Origin of the sequence: Nocardia sp. NPDC005998 (assembly GCF_040614395.1) — a bacterium.
In the GTDB taxonomy this organism is placed as follows: Bacteria; Actinomycetota; Actinomycetes; order Mycobacteriales; family Mycobacteriaceae; genus Nocardia.
The window spans coordinates 1-18861 of record NZ_JBEXUI010000034.1; the positions used below are offsets into that span (position 1 = coordinate 1).

The 18861-nt window shown below is 65.1% G+C and carries 16 protein-coding genes and 1 pseudogene; 9 read left to right on the forward strand and 8 right to left on the reverse strand.

Features of this window, described 5'->3' with window-relative positions:
• Both ABZ293_RS32160 and ABZ293_RS32165 read left to right on the forward strand, forming a co-directional pair.
• A pseudogene (locus ABZ293_RS32160) lies at positions 1-486 on the forward strand (hypothetical protein); the annotation flags it as partial.
• 1274 nt (positions 487-1760) lie between these two features.
• Complete coding sequence (locus ABZ293_RS32165; RefSeq protein ID WP_355186822.1) at positions 1761-2375, forward strand: class I SAM-dependent methyltransferase; 615 nt, start codon at positions 1761-1763, stop codon at positions 2373-2375.
• A 274-nt stretch (positions 2376-2649) separates the two neighbouring features.
• On the opposite strand, the gene ABZ293_RS32170 is transcribed toward ABZ293_RS32165, so the two are convergent.
• From ABZ293_RS32170 to ABZ293_RS32180, 3 genes are all read right to left on the reverse strand, one after another.
• Positions 2650-3054: a hypothetical protein gene (locus ABZ293_RS32170; RefSeq protein WP_355186824.1), complete on the reverse strand. Its 405-nt coding sequence runs from the start codon at positions 3052-3054 to the stop codon at positions 2650-2652.
• A 241-nt stretch (positions 3055-3295) separates the two neighbouring features.
• Positions 3296-4531: an erythromycin esterase family protein gene (locus tag ABZ293_RS32175; RefSeq protein ID WP_355186826.1), complete on the reverse strand. Its 1236-nt coding sequence runs from the start codon at positions 4529-4531 to the stop codon at positions 3296-3298.
• A 494-nt stretch (positions 4532-5025) separates the two neighbouring features.
• Complete coding sequence (locus ABZ293_RS32180) at positions 5026-5877, reverse strand: NAD(P)H-binding protein (protein WP_355186828.1); 852 nt, start codon at positions 5875-5877, stop codon at positions 5026-5028.
• A gap of 94 nt (positions 5878-5971) precedes the next feature.
• Between ABZ293_RS32180 and ABZ293_RS32185 the strand changes: the two genes are divergently transcribed.
• Complete coding sequence (locus ABZ293_RS32185; protein WP_355186830.1) at positions 5972-6406, forward strand: MarR family transcriptional regulator; 435 nt, start codon at positions 5972-5974, stop codon at positions 6404-6406.
• 145 nt (positions 6407-6551) lie between these two features.
• Here the strand turns inward: ABZ293_RS32185 and ABZ293_RS32190 are convergent, their stop codons facing one another.
• The gene (locus ABZ293_RS32190) at positions 6552-7466 is read right to left on the reverse strand and encodes a hydrogen peroxide-inducible genes activator (RefSeq protein ID WP_355186832.1); all 915 of its coding nucleotides are present in this window, start codon (positions 7464-7466) and stop codon (positions 6552-6554) included.
• Between the two features lie 114 nt (positions 7467-7580).
• On the opposite strand from ABZ293_RS32190, the gene ABZ293_RS32195 reads away from it, so the two are divergent.
• From ABZ293_RS32195 to ABZ293_RS32210, 4 genes are all read left to right on the forward strand, one after another.
• Positions 7581-8168 carry a peroxiredoxin gene (locus ABZ293_RS32195; RefSeq protein WP_354952218.1) on the forward strand — a complete coding sequence of 196 codons (588 nt, stop codon included), beginning with the start codon at positions 7581-7583 and terminating at the stop codon, positions 8166-8168.
• A gap of 50 nt (positions 8169-8218) precedes the next feature.
• Entirely contained in the window at positions 8219-8758 is a 540-nt protein-coding gene (locus tag ABZ293_RS32200; protein ID WP_355186834.1) for a carboxymuconolactone decarboxylase family protein, read from the forward strand.
• A 133-nt stretch (positions 8759-8891) separates the two neighbouring features.
• A complete protein-coding gene (locus ABZ293_RS32205) occupies positions 8892-11840 on the forward strand; it encodes a DUF4132 domain-containing protein (RefSeq protein ID WP_355186836.1) in 2949 nt (982 codons plus the stop codon).
• Between the two features lie 323 nt (positions 11841-12163).
• Positions 12164-12865 (forward strand): PhzF family phenazine biosynthesis protein, encoded by a 702-nt coding sequence (locus ABZ293_RS32210; RefSeq protein ID WP_355186837.1) that lies wholly within the window; start codon positions 12164-12166, stop codon positions 12863-12865.
• A gap of 94 nt (positions 12866-12959) precedes the next feature.
• Here ABZ293_RS32210 and ABZ293_RS32215 read toward each other — a convergent pair whose 3' ends face one another.
• Together ABZ293_RS32215 and ABZ293_RS32220 are read right to left on the reverse strand one after the other, a co-directional pair.
• Entirely contained in the window at positions 12960-13688 is a 729-nt protein-coding gene (locus ABZ293_RS32215) for a DUF5134 domain-containing protein (protein WP_355186839.1), read from the reverse strand.
• Between the two features lie 208 nt (positions 13689-13896).
• On the reverse strand, positions 13897-14934 hold the full coding sequence (locus ABZ293_RS32220; protein WP_355186841.1) for an AraC family transcriptional regulator ligand-binding domain-containing protein: 1038 nt from the start codon (positions 14932-14934) through the stop codon (positions 13897-13899).
• Positions 14935-15122: 188 nt separating this feature from the next.
• Between ABZ293_RS32220 and ABZ293_RS32225 the strand changes: the two genes are divergently transcribed.
• Complete coding sequence (locus tag ABZ293_RS32225; protein WP_355186843.1) at positions 15123-15851, forward strand: SDR family NAD(P)-dependent oxidoreductase; 729 nt, start codon at positions 15123-15125, stop codon at positions 15849-15851.
• 10 nt (positions 15852-15861) lie between these two features.
• Here the strand turns inward: ABZ293_RS32225 and ABZ293_RS32230 are convergent, their stop codons facing one another.
• Together ABZ293_RS32230 and ABZ293_RS32235 are read right to left on the reverse strand one after the other, a co-directional pair.
• Positions 15862-17505 (reverse strand): acyl-CoA synthetase, encoded by a 1644-nt coding sequence (locus ABZ293_RS32230; protein WP_355186845.1) that lies wholly within the window; start codon positions 17503-17505, stop codon positions 15862-15864.
• Positions 17505-17993 carry an SDR family NAD(P)-dependent oxidoreductase gene (locus ABZ293_RS32235; RefSeq protein WP_355186962.1) on the reverse strand — a complete coding sequence of 163 codons (489 nt, stop codon included), beginning with the start codon at positions 17991-17993 and terminating at the stop codon, positions 17505-17507. Before ABZ293_RS32235 ends, ABZ293_RS32230 begins: the two co-directional genes overlap by 1 nt.
• A gap of 150 nt (positions 17994-18143) precedes the next feature.
• On the opposite strand from ABZ293_RS32235, the gene ABZ293_RS32240 reads away from it, so the two are divergent.
• Positions 18144-18644, forward strand: coding sequence for a GNAT family N-acetyltransferase (locus tag ABZ293_RS32240; protein ID WP_355186847.1), 501 nt, complete (start codon positions 18144-18146; stop codon positions 18642-18644).
• Positions 18645-18861: the final 217 nt, after the last annotated feature.

Sequence of the window (18861 nt, forward strand, 5' to 3'; positions counted from 1 at the left end):
GTCGTAGCGATCGCCGGCAACACCGCCAGAGTGCTCAAAAGCACCTACGACACCAGCAAACTCATCAAAATAATCGGCACGGCCTCCGCAGTGGCGGGTGCCGCAGCCTTCACCGTCACAGCGTTCGACAAGGTCCCCAGCCTCACCGATATCGCCATCAAACTCGGCGCCATCATCGCCATGAAGGTACTCATCGATGATGCCGATTCGGATGACATCAACCCAAACAGCCCTAGCGGCGCGTTTACCACGGCCTCACAAACAACGAAGATCAACAAGATCGCCAGTTACTACGGTGTGCCAGCGAAAGATGTCAAAGAAGCCATCCACAGAATCAAGGCTTACGGGGCATGGCGCGGGGATGGCGCGAACAAGAATCCAGATGTTGTGGTCGATCTGGAATCCGGTGAGGTATATGTGAAGAAGCCGGACGGCACCGCGTCAGACGATAGTATTGGAAATATCCGCGACGAGCTAGACAGATGACAAAGGGTAGATGTGAACTCGGAGATTAAAGAGTACGACGACAGGTGGATAATACAACCTTTACGCGGAAGCCGCATTGTCAATATAGTATGGCGGCCCGATAGGTTCGAATTCCACCTCGATTCCGGATTCAGGATAGCTGCCGGATACTCTACCGAACTGTCACCACGATCACTTGCCGAAGACGATCCCAACCGTCACGCGATCACCTACTGGCCGAAATCCGAAATCGAACGGACGCTTACAGCGCCAATCGTATCGCCAGTATTCTTCAAGTCCGGCAGCTTGCGAATCGGCTTCCGAAATGGGTGGAACATGTTTGTGTCCGACCGGCACCCCGAGATACGAGCCGAGGTTCTCTGGGGCGATACTCTCATTTGGAACCGATCAGGTATCGCAAATCAGTCACATTATCCGGTTGTGACCGTAGACAAATGGTCAGGAGCCAGAATTCAGGCACCTCCGTGGCCATCTCGGCCAGCCGACCTCGAAATAAACTACGACTCAGATGATATCAATGATTGACCTGGGGCTCATCACCGACCGGTAGTACTCCAGCACTGATACTGTATACACCGACGGAAAATATGTCTACGATCCAAGACATAGTCCAAACCCCATCCCCATCGAGCAATGGCGTTATGGGAGATAACCCAGGCGCTACGATCAAGGAAGTTGGGTAATGAATTCTGGCGACTTTATTACTCGACTCGAGCGGTACGGAGACCTGGAGTGGTATCGCCATGCGGGCGGCATCGATGAAGACGGCACTCCTGCTCCACCGCTTATTGTCTGGCGTTTCCCCGAACCTCGGCCAAGAGCTCTGTCGGCGTTCGGTACGTGATTTCGAGAGAATCATCGCAGTGTTGGATCGATATTCCGGCAACTGACTCGAAAACTTCGCGCCATCGCCCCCGCGCCAGGCATCACTGACGGACGAGAAGTACATCCTTGGCAAGCGCGTTGAGGGTGCAGCCAATTACGACCCCACGAAGGGGACCTGGCCTGTCCGAACTACCAGTGAGGACCTAGACGATCTGGTTGAAGCAGCTCAAAGCTCACCGGCCCGAGGGCCGAACAAGGACGGAAACTTTCGAATTTGAGAATCCGGGTGGTCTATCTACTTGTGCGAATACGGGCGTCGCTATCCGCCTCCAGTCCGGTGTCGACGGGCGGGCGGCATCGGTGGCGGGCACCATCAGGCCGCGCGTTCACTATCGGCACGGCAGTGGCACAGTGAACCAGAGGCGGGCCCGAGCGAAGAGGAACAGACCATGAGCGAACGTACCCCCAGCCAGTGGGAAGAGCGCACTGCTGCCGACCCTACGCATTCGACGTGGTACGTGGAGCGGTTCCGGGCAATGGCGGCCGAAGGCACAGATATTGTCGGGGAAGCCCGGCTGGTCGACGCGATGCTCGACCGCAGTGGCCGAGTTCTGGACGCGGGGTGCGGTCCGGGCCGTGTGGGTGGCTATCTGCACCGAGCTGGCCACGTCGTGGTCGGCGTCGACGTCGACCCGGTGTTGATCGCTGCGGCGGAGCAGGACTATCCCGGTCCGACCTGGATGGTCGGTGATCTCGCCGAACTGGACTTGCCGGGCCGTGGGATCGCCGGCGACTTCGACGTCATCGTGTGCGCGGGGAACGTGATGACATTTCTGGCACCGTCCACCCGGAAGGCGGTGCTGACCGGGTTCGCCCGCCATCTCGCCCCAGCCGGTCGGGTGGTTGTTGGGTTCGGCGCCGATCGTGGTTACGAGTTCCCGCAGTTCCTGGCAGACGCCGAGGATGCCGGACTCACGGTGGATTTGCGGCTATCGACGTGGGATCTACGTCCATTTACCGACGAGTCCGACTTTCTAGTGGCGGTGTTCTCGCGCGCAGATTGAAGCCTGCCCAGCCCCGAGAGATCCCGCTTCTGAGTGCAGGGTCGCACAGTGTTTGTAGCAGCGAGTGGCGTGGACGAATTTCCTTATGCTCCAACCGGTTCGATGCTCGATCCAGTGGCTTGCGGCAAGGGGGGCGAACACGATGCTCAGGTGTGCCTCGATCCGCTGGGCGCGCGTTTCCCAAACGGGGCCGGACCCCGGAGTTCGACGGTCGGTGGCCGGGTCGCGGGGTCCGGACAGGACCCCGCCACCAGCTGCGCCGACCACGCACCCGTCAGGCCGCGTCGAGGGCCGCAGTGATCTTGCGGGCCATCGCCGCCACGGCCGGGCCGGGCTCACCCTTGCGGGACTGCGCGGCCGCTTCGACAGCGACCAGGACGGTGTCGCGGAAGTTGTCGGCCTCGCCCGGATACTGCTCGCCGAGCAGGCTCATCGCCGCGGTCAGGCTCGGCAACACCTGATCAGCGAGTTCAGCGACCGACTTGCCCGCCAAGTGGATGTCTTTGGACTTGGCGGCGAGCACATGCCCGACCAGTCCGGTCGCCGAGGTCAAGACGATGGAACCGTGCGTAATGCCCTTGTGCGACGCACCGGCGGCGGCCATCAACGACACCGCACCGTAGGCGGCGGTGCGCAGGGTGCTCTTGTCCTGGTCGGCCAGGGTGATGGTGACAGACATCTCGTGTACTCCTCGAAATCGGTTGCGGCACCGACCGGAACCGTGTCGGTGCCGGTCGTATTGTTCGATGGACACACTGTCGCCGGGCCGACTGACAACGACCTGACACACACCTGACACCCGCACTGACACCACGATCGGCCATCAACGCGCCAGCTGACCCGCCGACGATCGGCCGGCCCGAGACCGCTGCGGCACAGGACATCCGCAGAATGCCGATGTGCGGATGTCGCGCAGACAGTCATGGCGAACCGAGCAGTGAGCGCGTCGGGGTGATGGAGCGGATCCGGAGCAGGATGTCGAACCATTCACCCAAGCCGGCACCACCGATGTAGTGGTCGGCATCGCGATCCGGGTCGTAGGTTCCGATGACGAGACGGAGTTTCGCGGGCTCGTGCAGCCATCGTTGTACCGCGTCGGCGGGCGGATTCCGCAAATCGAGCCAATAATTCTCGCGTTCGGGCAGGTCGAGCATGGTGTCGGCGAAATCTTTCGCCGGCGCGGGGATGACCGTGTCGGCGCGGACCTGGCCGTGATGGAAGGTGATCGCCACCGACAGGTAGCCGGTGCCGAACCGTTTCCGGAGCAGAGATCCTGTGGTCGGGAACTCCTGCGACATCGCGGCCAGGGTGAGCCGATCTGCGACCGCTGTATTCGACACCCCTTCCCAGTACACGATGCGATCCCCAGTGCGGTCGTGCCAGTCGGCGATGCGATCGGCCGCGTCCGCAGTTTCGGCGGCGAAGTCACGGCGCCCAGAGGCGGTGCTGAACTCGTGGTATCGCACGATGAGACGGGCTGCGTCCAGCACGGCGGGCATATCGGCGGCACCGGGCAACGACTCGACCAGTGTCAGCGCATCTCGGGCGTAGTCGACGAACGGGCGCCCGGGGTGGGTGCCGTTGGCGCGCTGTATGTGTTCACCCAACCGGTGGGCGGTGACAATCGGGTCGTAATGCGAGCTCAGCTCGCCGAGCCGTTCCGGCGCAACAGTTCTGACGAACGCCGTCACTTGCCCATAGTGTGCAGGCTTCGCGGCCTCCGGCGTCAGGCCGAACAGCCGCAGTGGATCGTCCGGGTGCGCACGATTGAAGGCGCGCGCCCATTCCAGCACCGCAAGTGTCTCGGAGTTGCGCCACGGGACCCAGACGTCGTCGAGCAATTTACGCGGGTCACCGACACCCGTGCGCGCGTATTCGTCGATGGCCGCGATGACGGCAACGTCGTCGAGCAGCGCCAGCGCCCGAAACCCCTTTTGCTCCACCAGCATCCGCAGTATTCGATGCGCGGTTGCAGACAGTTCGTGCCCGGCGCGGGTGGTCATGCCGATACCGGCGATGGTGACGTCACCGGCGGCCCGATCCGCCAGCACCTCGAGATCGGCAAGTGGCCCGTCGGCCTCGACCACGTCGAGCGGATGGGCCGTGTCGCGAATCCATTGCATGACCTCGGCGGCGTCGGGTCCCGGGTACGACATGATGTCCTCCTACAGTGAGCGAACGGCCCCTGCCGTGCCGGAAGGGGCAGCTGAGTAGCGACGAAAATGTCTTTAATTGCAAAGCTAATTAACTTTGACGACAAAAGTAATTCGCAGTGAGGCAGATGTCAACGACAGAGTCGCGACCGGATTCGTTCCTGGTTCGGCTTGTTAACGCCGCCAATGCTTTCCGTTGTTTCGGCGATCCGGTCACGACCCGATGGGCAGCCATCCAGGCAGATCGCTGGGGACGGATGCGCGCGATGACGATCGGCTTCGACGGGCTCTTCGGTCCATCCGACCGGCCGACCGACATGCGAGCGATCCCGTTCACGTTCCCCACGATCGAGAGACTCCGATCGGTCGACTTCATTGCGCCACAACAACAATCGAGGTACGGGGGCGGTCGGGAGGTAAACCCTCGACTTACGCCCGCGTAGGCGCATGGTGATCGCTTGTCGAAGGGGCTTGTATCGGCAACGCTCAGACCAGGTTCACGCGGTACGGAAGGCGTCGATGTTGCGGGTGCACCATTGTTCGAATGTGCGCGGGTCCCTTCCGAGCAGCTGGCGGACGGTGTCGGTGCGGAACCCCACTGTGTCGGCGCGCATCAATTCGAATCCCTCGATAATTGCGGCGGCCAGGGCGGGTGGTGCGCCGTTGGGGTAGCGGGAGTGCAGGGCTTCCTGCGGTGTGGCCGCCTCGTGGACCTCGATGGTGCGGCCGATCGTTCTGGCGATGGTCGCGACTTGCTCTGCGACAGTGTAGGTTTGCGCGCCGGTGAGGGTATAGGTCATGCCTTGATGGCCGTCGTTGGTGAGTAGTTCGGCTGCCACCGCGGCGATGTCGGCGGGATCGATCGGGGCGTAGCGGCCCGGTCCGGTGGGATCGAGCACCGCACCGCCGGAGCGAATCGTCGGCGCCCATGCCAGCGCGTTCGTCATGAAACCACCGGGACGCAGCACGGTCACCGGAATGCCGGATTCGGCGACGATCCGCTCGCGGTCGCGATGCCAACGCCCCATGGCCGGTACGGGGTCGCCCATCGCATTGAAAGACGACAGTTGCACGATATGCCGGATCCCGGCGGCTCGCGCCGCGCTCACCGCACTCACCGTATGCTCCGAGCCGATGCCCGGCACCAGGAGGAACAGCTTGTCGGCACCGCCGAGGGCCGCCGCCAGGGTGGCTGGTTCGTCCAGGTCGCCGACGATCAGCTCGCTCCGGCCGGGATCCGCGATGCGAGCCGGATCGCGAACGAGCACACGGAATTCCGCACCCCTGGCATCGAGTTCGCCGATGAGCTCACGGCCGATATTTCCGGTGCCACCGGTAACAACTATCATCAGATCTCCATATCGTTAGCCGTCTAACGAACGAAACGTTAGACGGCTAACGATCAAGCGTCAATGCCTGGCGACCACAACAAGGAGGCCGACCGTGCCCGAATTCCTCGACCTGCATGGCCGCAGTTCGAAGGTGCTGCGCGCCCTCGCCGATCGCGAGATGCGTACGCATGGACTACATCTGGGCCAGAATCATGTCTTGGCCCTGCTGTGGGAGCGCGACGGCCGCACGCCGGGCGAGGTCGCCGCGGCGCTGAACGTCACCACCCCGACCGTGGTCAAGATGGCCACCCGGATGAGCACGGCGGACCTGCTCGAGCGCCGCCGCGACGAACACGACAACCGCCTGGTCCGCCTCTGGCTCACCGATAAGGGCCGCGCTCTCCAGCAGCCGATCGAGGCGCAGCGACAATCCCTGGAGGACAAGGTGACCGCAGATCTCACCCCCGCCGAACGCCGCCACCTGATGAGCGCCCTACGCAAAATCCACCGGACGGCGAGCGAACTACTCGGCGACTCCACACCCTGATCCCAGTGTGCAGCGCGGCTCGAGTTGCGCCGGGCGACGCCGCCCCTTCGAGCCGCGGCGGTCATCGGCCGACTCGTGGGCGTACCCGACCTTTCGGACGGCCGAGACTCACGGTGCGCGATTGCCCCCGGAGACAGAAACCAATTCAGTTCGCCCCGGGCCGCTGCGATCGGATGATCTCCGCGAGTCGCGCGTAATCATCGGCGCGCGCCGTCGACGCACGAAACGCCAGCCCCAGCGTGCGCCCCGGTGCGGGAGCAGCGAAGTGCGCGGTTTCCAATGTGCCGCGCGCGGTTTCGGCCTCGACCGCCATCTCCGGGATCAGCGTTACGCCGAGGCCGCCCGCGACGCATTGGACTACCGTCGCCAGCGAGGCGGCCCGGGTATCGCCGACCGCGGCCGGATGCGCGTCAGCGGAGCGGCAGAATTCCAGGGTCTGATCGCGCAGGCAGTGCCCCTCGTCGAGGAGTAGCAGCGGCAGCGCATCGAGGGTGGCCGCGGCGACATCGGTGCGACCGGCCAGCTCGTGGCCGCGCGGCGTAACCAGCACGAACTCTTCTGTGTACAACGGGATCTCGACCAGGCCGGGCGCCTCGGTCGGCAGCGCGAGCAGCGCCACATCCAGCACCCCGGTGCGCAGACTCTCCAGCAGCCGGGCGGTTTGGTCCTCGATCACCTGAGGAAGGAGGGCGGGCAACACCTTGCGCAACTCGGGCAGCAGACTCGGCAGCACATAGGGAGCAACCGTGGGGATGATGCCGATTCGCAGGGTGCCGCCCAGACTGTCACCGGTCGCCGAGGCGACGAATCGATCGGCCGCCTCGAGGGTGGCCGTCGCCTGTGGCAGCAGCCGCATACCCGCGGCGGTGACCAACACCCGACGGGTGCTGCGCTCGATCAGCTGCAGCCCGAGCCCGTGTTCCAATGCGGCCAGTGCCTGCGATAACGTGGGCTGGCTCACATTGAGCCTGGCTGCCGCGGTGCCGAAATGGCGATACTCCGCAATCGCTACGAACGCACGCAGCTGCGACAGGGTCGGCTGATAAGTCTGATCAGTCACGCCTATCAGTGTAGTGCGACTGATCACGTTTACCTTTCACTGGCCTTTGGGCAAGATCACCCGTGAGCTTTTCGATCCACTCGCTCTAGCAACCCGACTGACGAGGAGACAAGCATGGCTTTGCTGACCATCGGCGACCAGTTCCCGGCATACAACCTCACCGCGGTGATCGGCGGTGACCTGTCGAAGGTCGACGCTCAGCAGCCTGACGACTACTTCACCCAGATCACCTCCGACGACCACGCCGGTAAGTGGCGCATCGTCTTCTTCTGGCCCAAGGACTTCACCTTCGTGTGCCCGACCGAGATCGCCGCCTTCGGCAAGCTCAACGAGGAGTTCGAGGACCGCGACGCGCAGGTGCTCGGCGCCTCGGTCGACAACGAGTTCGTGCACTTCCAGTGGCGCGCCCAGCACGAGGATCTCAAGACCCTGCCCTTCCCGATGCTGAGCGACCTCAAGCGTGAATTGGCCTCCGCCACCGGCGTTCTCAATGCCGACGGCGTCGCCGACCGCGCCACCTTCATCATCGACCCGAACAACGAGATCCAGTTCGTCTCGGTGACCGCGGGTTCGGTCGGCCGCAATGTCGACGAGGTGCTGCGGGTGCTCGACGCATTGCAGTCCGACGAGCTGTGCGCCTGCAACTGGAAGAAGGGCGATCCGACCATCAACGCGGGCGAACTGCTCGCCGCGAGCGTCTGAGCATTATCCGATACACCTGAAAACCCCCGAATGAGAAGAGGATTCGCCGAATGAGCATTGAGACCCTGAAGAACTCCCTTCCCGAGTACGCAAAGGACCTCAAGCTCAATCTGTCGTCCATCGCACGCACCACGGTGCTGAACGAACAGCAGCTGTGGGGCACCCTGCTGGCGTCGGCGGCCGCGACCCGGTCGGCGACGACGCTGCGTGAGATCGCCGAGGAGGCCGCGGACAACCTGTCGGCGGAGGCGTACAACGCCGCCCTCGGCGCCGCCTCGATCATGGGCATGAACAATGTGTTCTACCGGGGCAAGGCGTTTCTCGAGGGCCGCTACGACGATCTGCGTGCCGGTCTGCGGATGAACATCATCGGCAACCCGGGTGTGGACAAGGCCGATTTCGAGCTGTGGTCGTTCGCGGTCTCCTCGATCAACGGCTGCGCCCACTGCCTGGAAGCCCACGAGAAGACGTTGCGCGAGGCGGGCGTCTCGCGCGAGGTGATCTTCGAATCACTGCGCGCGGCCGCGATCGTGGCCGGTGTCGGCCAGGCCGTGCAGTCCACCGAGGCGCTGGCGGCCGTCACGGTCTGATATCTCGATACGCCGAGCAACGGCTCCGCCCGAAAGGGCGGAGCCGTTGCCGTTTCCGTGTCGACCGGTACATGTCGGAGCGGCTCGTTAACCTGTCCGCGATACGCACCTCGTGAACAAGGGAGACGGGCCGATGGCTGTCCGCACGCCACCGACCGATGAGGACATCTGGGTGGTACCCAGCGCCTGGTGGTCGAAAACCGATCCATTTCGCGGGCGCTGCCCCGTGGCCAGGATCGCCGTGAATGTAGCTGCGGCACAGTCGATCTCCGACAAACTGGCGCAATCCGCGGAGCGGATCCGTGCGATTCTCGGCCATTCCGGCTCGCACCGGGTGCTCGCCCAGCGGGGCGCGCAGTACCTGTCCCGTCCCGGTTCCGATCCGCTCGGTGCGGCCGTGTGCGCCGCGATCGGCATGGACGCGAAGCTATTGGATGCCGATGCCCTCGGCCGCTACTACGACAACCACGCGGATCTGGCCGACTATCTCGTCGCCACCCACGGCCTCCGGTTCGCCGTCTCTACCGTGGCCGCGCTCACCGGCGTCTGCGCGGAGTCGCAGTCGGCCGATAGGTGGAACGGACACGCCTACCGGATCACCGCGCAGCCCTGTGATCCGCCCGCCACGCTGGTTCGCCGCCTACGCACCCTGCTGGCCGCGGCCGCGGACATGGACTATGCCGACGCCCTCGACGAGGCACGGCGGTTGCGGCGCGGGACGCTATCGATCCGGCTGCTGACCTCCTATCTGTTTCCCACCGAACAGCATTGGGTGACAGCCGATCTCGCCGATCCACAACTCAGCGAGGGCTTCGGTGCCACCTTCCTGCTCGCCTCGGTGACCGATCCGGCACTGGCCCATCGCATCCTCGGCATGATCACCTGGCATTGGCATCTGCTGCGCGATAACAAGTCGCTGATCTACAGTCTCGCGGCACATCTCGGCCCCGCCGCCACCAGCGTCCTCATCCGGCTCTGGGAGACCGGCCGCGGCAACGGCTCCGCCCCGGGACCGGAAACCCTGGCGCGCATCCTCGCCCGACTTCCCGACGATGCGGCGATGGACTTCCTGGCCGAGCACGCGTGGCGCAATGCCACCGCCGCGGCGCTGCTCGGTTCCACCGAACGGTTCCCCACACGGGCCATGCGCGTGCTCGCCGCGCGGACCACCCGGAGGGAAAGTACCGACACCTTCCGCGACCACGTCCGGCGTCATCCCGAACTCGCCACCGCCGTGTGCGATGAACTACCCGAATCCGCTCGGCGGCTGATCATCGAGAGTCTGCCGACGCCGTCGGTTCCCGCCACTCCCGCCGAGCTCGTTCCGGCGATTCTGCGCGATCCGCCATGGCAGCGACCGCGCCCAGAGCCGAACACCTTCGCCAACCTCGAAGCGCCTGCCGACGTGCGTGTTTCGTGGCAAGCGGGCGAGCGGGAGAAGTGGCTCGGCCGTGTCGAGACACTGACCACCGACGAAGTGCGGCAGCGGCTGGAGCACGTCCCGCCCGGCGGCTCCACGATCAGCGAATGGCAGCTGACCGCACTCGCCCAGGTCGAGCTCGCGCGCGCGGACCCGTATCTGTGCACCAGCCGCATCAGCTCGTTGCTCTGGCACGCCGAGCCACTGCTCGAACTCACGGCTGCCCACGGTGCCGCGGCTCACGATCTGGTCATCGACGCGGCCACGACGCAGCCGCGCTACCACGCCCCGGCGATCGCTCCGTTCGAAAGTCCGACCGTCGCCGCACTGATCGCCGACTGGCTGCGGTTGCGCTCACGCCGCCGCATCGCCCTGGACTGGCTGCGCCGTCATCCGGACTACGCCGCTACCGCCTTGATCCCGGGTGCGATCGGCAAGGCGCGCAAGGCAAGACGCACACACGCCGCGGCCTTGCGCACCCTCGCCGCGCTCGGCCACACCGATACCGTGCTCGCCGCCGCGAGGGCCTACGGCGCGACCGCTGCCGTGCGCGAGTTGCTCGATATCGATCCGGCCGAGATCGTGCCCGCGCGGATTCCCCCCTTGCCGCAATGGTTGTCGATTCCTGAGCTGCCGCCGATCATGCTGACCACCGGATACCCACTGCCGCACGACGCGGTCGCCAACCTCGTCGTACTCATGATGCTGTCGGACCCCGGAGTTCCGCACGCCGCGCTGGCGCGTATCTGCGAGTACTGCGACACAGCGACATTGGCCGTCGCGGCCGGTGCGATCTTCGACCAGTGGACCAAGACGGGCTCACCGTCGAAGGACACCTGGGTCTGGGAGGCGTTGGCCGCCTTCGGAAATGACCAGACGGTCGCGGATCTGCTGTCTCATATCCTCTGGAGTGCAGCCAAGGACAGTGTGCTCGATACGCTCGCCGCAATCGGCTCGGACTGTGCGTTGTCCGCGCTGATCACGGTGACCCAGCAGGGGCGCAACGCCGCGGTCCGTGCGGCGGCACGGATTCGAGTCGACGACCTGGCCGACGAGTTGGGGTTGAGTGCGGATCAACTCGCGGACCGAATGGTTCTCGACCCGGGGCTGCGTCCCGACGGCACGGCCTTGCTCGATTTCGGACCACGCCAATTCGTCCTCGGCTTCGATGAACAACTGCGCCCCACCATTACCGGCGCCGACGGCATCCGCCGTAAATCCCTGCCCAAGGCGAATGAACACGACGACCAGGCGCTCGCCGCCGAGTCGGGCGCGGCGTACCGCACGATTCGCAAGTACATCCAGAATTGCGCCGCCGAGCAGATCCGGCGACTCGAACGCGCCATGGTCACCGATCGCCGCTTCACCCTCGATGAACTGCGCAACCAGTACATCGCGCATCCGGTGCGCATCAACCTCACTCGCCGACTGATCTGGGCGACCTACCGTGACGATCGACTGGTCGAGTCCTTCCGCGTCACTGCGGACAACACCTTGGCCGACGTCAGCGGCGGCACACTCGAACTCGCCGAAGACGCCGACATCGGAATTGCCCATCCGAGTCATCTCGGCACCGACCTGACCGCCGCATGGGCGGGTGTACTGGCCGAATACGAACTCCCGCAACCATTTCCACAGGTCGGCCGGAGCGCAAACTCATGAGACAGCAACGGCTCCGTCCCCGCGGGACGGCGTCGCCTTTATCGACCAGCCCAACCGGTCGGCGATCTTGTTGAGCTCCAACTGATGGCACAGGAAGGTGAGTCCGAAAAACAGGTTCAGCAGGAAGCTGAACAGCTGGCTGCGCCGCCTCCTGGGACATGACGATGCGGCTGCCGGTGCGGCAGAAACCAAAGGGACTGACCAGGACCAAGGGAATTCAGGGCATAGCGGACAATTCGGCACGTTAGTGGCTTATTTGTCCCAGACACATACCCGCCGACGAGTCATAGGATCACTGGTTAATTGCCGGTAGGCTCGCGCTCATGGGTACACAAGGTGAACCGGAGGCTACCGGTACGCGGGTCGAGGTCGTGCGGGTGTTCACGGATCCGGCGGGGCACGGCGGCAACGAACTCGGCATCGCCCGTGCGGCCGACGTCGCCGACGTGGACCACCAGGCGCTGGCGGCGAAGGCGGGCTTCAGCGAGACCGTTGTCGTCGAGGATCCTGTCGACGAGATCGCCAAGGTACGGATCTACACCCCTGCGGTAGAGCTGCCGTTTGCTGGACACCCATCCGTGGGTACCGCGTGGTGGTTCGCCGAGCAGGGCCGCCCGGTGCGGATCCTGCAGCTGGCAGCGGGTCCGGTCGCCGTCGAGCTGACCGACGGCCTCACCTGGATCAGGGCGCGCGGCGAATGGACGCCGGAATTCACCTTCCACCAGCTCGACGACGTCGACGCACTGACGAACCTGCGGCCCGACGACTTCGACGAGGGCCACCATTACCTGTGGACCTGGACCGACGAACACCGTGGCGCATTGCGCTCCCGAATGTTCGCCCCATCAATGGGAATAGCCGAGGACGAAGCCACCGGCGCCGCCGCCGTCGCCCTCACCGCCCTACTGCGCCGCAGTCTGATCATCACCCAGGGCAAAGGGTCCCAGCTCTTCACCGAATGGGACTCCGACGGCTGGGTCCGTCTCGGCGGTCGAGTCGTCGCCGACTCGATCATCCACCTCTAGTCCACCCCACCACCGCCCGCGTGACCGAGAATGCGTTGGTGCAGGTGCGCTCTCGACGTTTACCCGCATGGCGATCGCCTGTCCAAGGCCGGGGTCAGGTGGCGGTGGTGGCTATCAGCATGTAGGTGGTGCCCAGGTCCATTACGAGGTGGGGGATCATCGCGGATGAGAGGGCGCGGGTGCGGAGCGGACCGGTTGACGGGCCGATCGGGTGGCCGAGCCAGCGTTGTGGACGTCCGGTGCTCGCCGCGATGATCAGCGCGATCGCGTCCGCCGCGAATAGCGTGGCGAGTGCGAGGGCGGGGATCGGCTTCGGACCATCGACATGGCTGCCCGGACCGTGTCCGGACATCGTGTACAGCATCGTGAGCGCGACGACGATATGGTAGCCCAGCGCGACCATCCGATCGGCGGGCATCAATCGAGTCGCACTGCGCCACTGCACAATTCGATCCAGCAGCAGTGCCGCGAAGACGACGACCATTGCGACGAGCACCCCGCGCAACGCGACCGGATTCGCGCCCGTGGGAAAGACCAGCATCGCGAGCATGACCAGACACATGATCAGATGCGCGGCATCGGATTCGTGACATGCCGCCGCGCCCTCGCCCATCGAATTTGCCTGCGGCCGAAGAGAATCAGTCGCTCTTCCGACGCCAACGAGCGGAACGGCGACCGTCCCGGCGTCACCACACTCCCCCGCCATCCGACGCATCTCACGGGCCGGTGCCGCCAACCGGCCGAGCACCACCGCCGCCGCGAACAGAAACGCCACAACCACCGACCACCGCAGGGCGGCATACTCCTGCGCGAATACGACCACACCCACCACCTCCCGACACCGCGCTACCTATCCATGGTCGCATCCGCCACGCCCCTCGGCCGCCCTTTCCGCAGCAACCCCTCGCACCCGCATCGTTTGTCGGGATCCGCACTCGCGCCGCGAGCACGTCATCGATCAGTTTGCGTGCGGCACCGAGTGCGGATCCCGATAAAAGGTGCGAATCATTACCGCCGTCGGCGCGAGGCGGCTATCGGACGACGCTCGGGCGGAGGCGGTCGGCGGCGGCTCGGGCGAAGCGGCCGGGTGAGATACCGCGCCATTGTTTGAATGCGTTAGAGAAGCTGGGTGCGCCGGAATAGCCCATGCGGTAGGCGACATCCTCGACGGTGAGGCCGGTGGTCAGCAGTTCTTCGGCGAGCGTTCCGTAGGTCTCCACGCATAGTCGACGGTAGGAGGTGCCCTCGTCGGCCAGGCGCCGCCGCATTGTGCGCAGGCTCATGTGCAGCTGCTCCGCCACGTCTTCCTGGGTGATGCGGCCGTTCATCTGATGCAGCAGCACCTCGCGCACCGATCCGGCAAGGCCCTGTTTCAATCCTCGGCGTTGCAGCAGGTCGATGCACTGTTCCTCGAAGAGCAGTGCGGTGAGCGGGCTGGCGTTGGGCATCGGCCGATCGATATCGGTGGCGTCGAAGACCGCGAGCTGGAACTGCGAGGATTCGGTGCTGGGAATCTCGAATTGGTCCAATATCGGCCGCAGTCGAGGTAGGAGCCCACCGGCGACCTCGGCCCGCACTACCGGCGGCGGCACCCCGAACACCAGATACCAGTTGTACAGCAGCGCAGCCACATCCCGCTCGGCGAGGAATGCGCGTACGTCGCCCGGCAGATCACGATCGTCGCCATAGAGCCAGATCTCGTCATCGTGATAGACGTGCCAGGCACGCGCCAACGAGGTCAGCATGCTGAAGTAGCGCATCGCGACCTCGATGGCCGAACGCATGGTCGGACTGCTCAGGACCGCCATCCCGAGCACGCCGTGGGTGGTGACGCGCGTGCGCATGCCCGCCTCGAAGCCCACGCCCGGTTGGTCGTCGAGCAAGGTGACGATATTGCGCACGAGTTGGAGTTCTTGTGCCGCAGTGATCTCCGCACCCGGCGTCTTCAACACCACCGGATCGATGGCGGTACCGCGCAAGATGTCCCCGCGCGTCAGATCGTGGTCATCGCCGACCTCGGCAAGGATCGCCGCATGTGCCACCGACCGCCGCCACTCCCATGAGGCCACCGATTCATCGTGATCGCATCTGGCCGATACTCGCAAGGTTTTGGCCGAACATCGTATATACCAATCGAGTTCGACTCGAGCTGACCGGTTTGCGCAATGTCATGACCCGATATCGCATGGCTACTACGCCGCCGCGAATCTACCGTCATGGCTATCGTCGAGCGAAGACCAAGGTAGGCGAGAACAACATGCCGAGAAAGACCCTTGTCGGCACGCGCGTCGCGATTACGGGCGGCACCTACGGTATCGGTAAGGAGGCCGCATTGGCCTTCCTCGCCGCGGGGGCCGATGTGGCGATCGGTGACGCGGATGCGGGCAAAGTGCGTGCAATCACCGCCCAGTTCAACCGGATTCATGGTGCCGACGCGGTCGGTCTACCGCTGGAGGTCACCGACGACGTGCGGTTCGCCGAATTCCTGGCCACCGCCGAACGCAGACTGGGTGGTCTCGATGTGGTGGTGAATGCCGCCGATGTCGAACCGACCGGCTCGTTTCTCGCGGAGTCCGGGCCGGAATCCGACCGCCAGATCGACACCAACCTGCGCGCGGTGATCATCGGATCCCGGCTCGCCGGACTGCGTTTCGCCGAACAGGGGCACGGCCACATCGTCAATATCGGTTCGGCCATCGGCGTGACGGCCGCACTGGGCGCCGCGGTGTACTGCGCGACCAAGCACGCGGTGATCGGGCTCGGCACCGCATTGCACCGCGGACTCGCCGGACAGGGTGTACTGGTCAGCACCATCGCACCCGGTTACGCACCCGATGCGCAGATGGTCGCGGACGCCATCGTCGACTGTGTCGAGTATCGGCGCGGCGGACTGGTGGTGGTGCCGCCGAACGGGTGGTTCCGCACGGCGATGCCGGATCCGGCACAGTTGCGGCATACGATGCGGCGGATGCTGGGCATCATGTGATGCCGCTGGCTCAGGCCGACAGCTCCCGTAATACGCGCTCGAGCACCTTGCCGGTGGGATTGCGCGGGAGTTCATCGATGAAGAGCACATCACGCGGCACCTTGAACCGGGCCAGATGCGACTTGACGTGTTCGCGGACCTCATCCTCGGTGAGCGAATATCCCTCGCGCACAACGACTACCGCACGCAGTCGCTGACCGTACCGGTCATCGGGCACACCGAACGCGCTGACCTCCGCCACCGCGGGATGGGCCGCGAGGAGTTCCTCGACCTCGCCCGGAAAGACGTTCTCACCACCGGAAACGATCATATCGTCATCGCGACCGTCGATGAAAAGTCTACCGGCACTGTCGAAGTGGCCGACATCACCGGTGGACATCAACCCCCCGATGCGGGGCTTGTCACCGCCACCGGTGTAGCCCTCGAACTGGTAGTTGTTGCCGACGAAGATCCGCCCGGTAATACCGGGACCCACCTCGCGGTCATTGTCATCGAAGATCTTCACGGTGGTGCTCGGCACCGGGGAGCCGACACAGCCGGGCTCCACCGCCAGATCGGCGGGCGTGGCAATGGTCGCGTAGGCCACCTCGGTGGATCCGTACACGTTGTAGACCACCGGTCCGAAGGCTTCGGTCACTCGGCCGCACAGCTCGGCACCGAGCTGGGATCCGGCGACGAAGATGATCCGCAACCGCGAGAGATCACGTCCGGCAAAGGCTTTCGGTCCGGCATCGACGAGCCGCTGCAGCATCACCGGCACCGCGATCATGGCGGTTGCGCCATGCCGGTCCAGGCTGTCCAGCACCGCCTGCGGATCGAAGCGGCGCCGGATGACCAGCGTCGAGCCGAAGCCGACCGCAAGGATGGCGTGCGCGAAACCGAGCGTATGGAACAGCGGCGCCGGGCATTCGGTGACTTCGCGCGCCCGGAACGGCACCTTGCCGAGGATGGCGCCCAGCGGCGACAGCGAGGTCGGCTCACTGCTGCGCGGCGCCCCCTTCGGGGTTCCGGTCGTCCCGCTGGTCAGCAGGACGATGCGGGCGGCGGTGCGCGGCTTACGCGGTGGTGTGCGCGCGGCGCCCGCGATCAGATTGTCCAGGGTGTCCACGCCGGGCCGATCGGCCCAGGCGCGGTAGCGGCCGCGCCGGGGCGTGAAATCGCCCAGCATGCTGGCATATTCATCGTCGAAGACCAGCAGATCGGCGCCCTCGCGGGTCACCACCTCCCGCAACTGCGGGCCCGCGAAGTCGGTGTTGAGCAAGATGATTCGGGCGCCGCACTTGGCCGCGGCGAAAACCGAATAGTGGAAGCCACGATGGTTGCGCGCCAGGATCGCCACACCTTCACCGTCGCGCAGACCTCGCGCCCGCCAGGCATTCGCGAGTGCGGTACTGCGCTCATCGAGTTCGCGGAAGCTGATGCGGCCGAGTTCGTCGATAATGGCGCTGCGATCGCGATAGCGCAGGGCGGCAACGGTTGTCAGTCCGCCGAGCAGTCCGGAGCGCAGTACCGCCGCGCCCATTCTGGCAAGCCGATCCGGACGTTCGGGCGTCGCGAGTCCGGCACGCACGGTGAGTGCGGCGTAATAGGTCTCATCGGCGGCCCGTCGCGCCGCGGTCGTGGCCAGCGTCCCGAACTTGTTGGCAAACTTCATTATTCGATCCTCGCGTTGTCCCTGTCCGCCCGCACGTCGGCTGGCATCGATGTACCGCGCCGGTCGGCTCGAGCTACGCCTGTGCCGTTGAGATTTCCGCCACACTCCGAGGTACGCGATGGATCATCGGGTCGAATGCCTTTGGCCGCAGCCGAGATCGAGCGGCCCGCGTTATCGACCAGGGTCTCCGGTGCGCAGAATTCGGCGAACACCCGGTCGGCGACGGTGTCAATGCCCTTGTCGGTGGACAGGTCCCCCGCGATCGCGTGCGTCACCCCACCGCGCGCACCGATCTCGCGCACCGGCACCTCGAGTTCGTCGGCGCGCCGTGCCACCACCAGGGTCGTCGCACCCACGACCGCGAACGCATCGGCCAGCGCCCGGCCGATCCCACTGGACGCGCCGGTAATGAGCACAGTGCGTCCCGCGACCCGATCGGCCAGCGACGGCACCCAGGGCGCGGGCAGGCGGCGCGGTTTGATCAGCACATTGTTCGCCTGCCGGGCGAACTTCTCGAACATCGACATCGTTGGCCACCTAAGGTGAGGGCGAGTGCCCTCACAGTAGAGCGCGCCGAAGGCCTTCGTCGAGTACCGACCCAGACAGCAGGGTCCAGACGCACTGTCCATGATGGACGAATGTCCAGCGATATTGACGAGCAGCTACGGAGCCGAAACGCCGACCTGCGGATCGTCGTCGACGATCTGTCCGGTCCGGAGGTCGCGGCCCTGCTCACCCAGCATCTGGCCGAGATGTACGACAACTCCCCTGCCGACAGCGTGCACGCCCTCGACCTGGATGCCCTGCGCGGCCCGGCCATCACCTTCTGGAGTGCCTGGGAGGACAGCGAACTCGCAGGCTGCGGCGCACTCAACCAGCTCGACGCCACTCATGGCGAAATCAAGTCGATGCGCACCGCCACCGATCGCACCGGCCGCGGCATCGCCGCCACCCTGCTGGGCCACCTCATCGCCGAGGCCCGTGCCCGCGGCTACCACCGGCTCAGCCTGGAAACCGGAGCCTCCGACTACTTCGCCCCGGCGCAACGGCTCTACGCCCGGCACGGCTTCGAGGTCTGCCCACCATTCGCCGACTATCTCGAGGACCCGCACAGCGTCTTCATGACGCGCACCCTCTGAGCGCCGCCGCCCGCTCGCCGCGTCGACTGTTCGCAACAGCAGGACTCGATTCGGCCGCACACAACTCGAAGCGGCGCTATCCGCTCGAGTCGGCCCCGCACGGCTTGATCCAGCCCCACACGACTCGAATGCCACCGCACCCTCGACACGACCCCACACGACTCGACCCAGCCCCACACGACTCAAATGCCACCGCACCCTCGACACGACCCACACG

Coding starts and splice junctions, on each gene's coding strand:
- ABZ293_RS32165 (WP_355186822.1), top strand. CDS start 1,761: ATGAGCGAACGTACCCCCAGCCAGTGGGAAGAGCGCACTGCTGCCGAC.
- ABZ293_RS32170 (WP_355186824.1), bottom strand. CDS start 3,054: ATGTCTGTCACCATCACCCTGGCCGACCAGGACAAGAGCACCCTGCGC.
- ABZ293_RS32225 (WP_355186843.1), top strand. CDS start 15,123: ATGCCGAGAAAGACCCTTGTCGGCACGCGCGTCGCGATTACGGGCGGC.
- ABZ293_RS32230 (WP_355186845.1), bottom strand. CDS start 17,505: ATGAAGTTTGCCAACAAGTTCGGGACGCTGGCCACGACCGCGGCGCGA.
- ABZ293_RS32175 (WP_355186826.1), bottom strand. CDS start 4,531: ATGTCGTACCCGGGACCCGACGCCGCCGAGGTCATGCAATGGATTCGC.
- ABZ293_RS32195 (WP_354952218.1), top strand. CDS start 7,581: ATGGCTTTGCTGACCATCGGCGACCAGTTCCCGGCATACAACCTCACC.
- ABZ293_RS32205 (WP_355186836.1), top strand. CDS start 8,892: ATGGCTGTCCGCACGCCACCGACCGATGAGGACATCTGGGTGGTACCC.
- ABZ293_RS32210 (WP_355186837.1), top strand. CDS start 12,164: ATGGGTACACAAGGTGAACCGGAGGCTACCGGTACGCGGGTCGAGGTC.
- ABZ293_RS32200 (WP_355186834.1), top strand. CDS start 8,219: ATGAGCATTGAGACCCTGAAGAACTCCCTTCCCGAGTACGCAAAGGAC.
- ABZ293_RS32240 (WP_355186847.1), top strand. CDS start 18,144: ATGTCCAGCGATATTGACGAGCAGCTACGGAGCCGAAACGCCGACCTG.
- ABZ293_RS32180 (WP_355186828.1), bottom strand. CDS start 5,877: ATGATAGTTGTTACCGGTGGCACCGGAAATATCGGCCGTGAGCTCATC.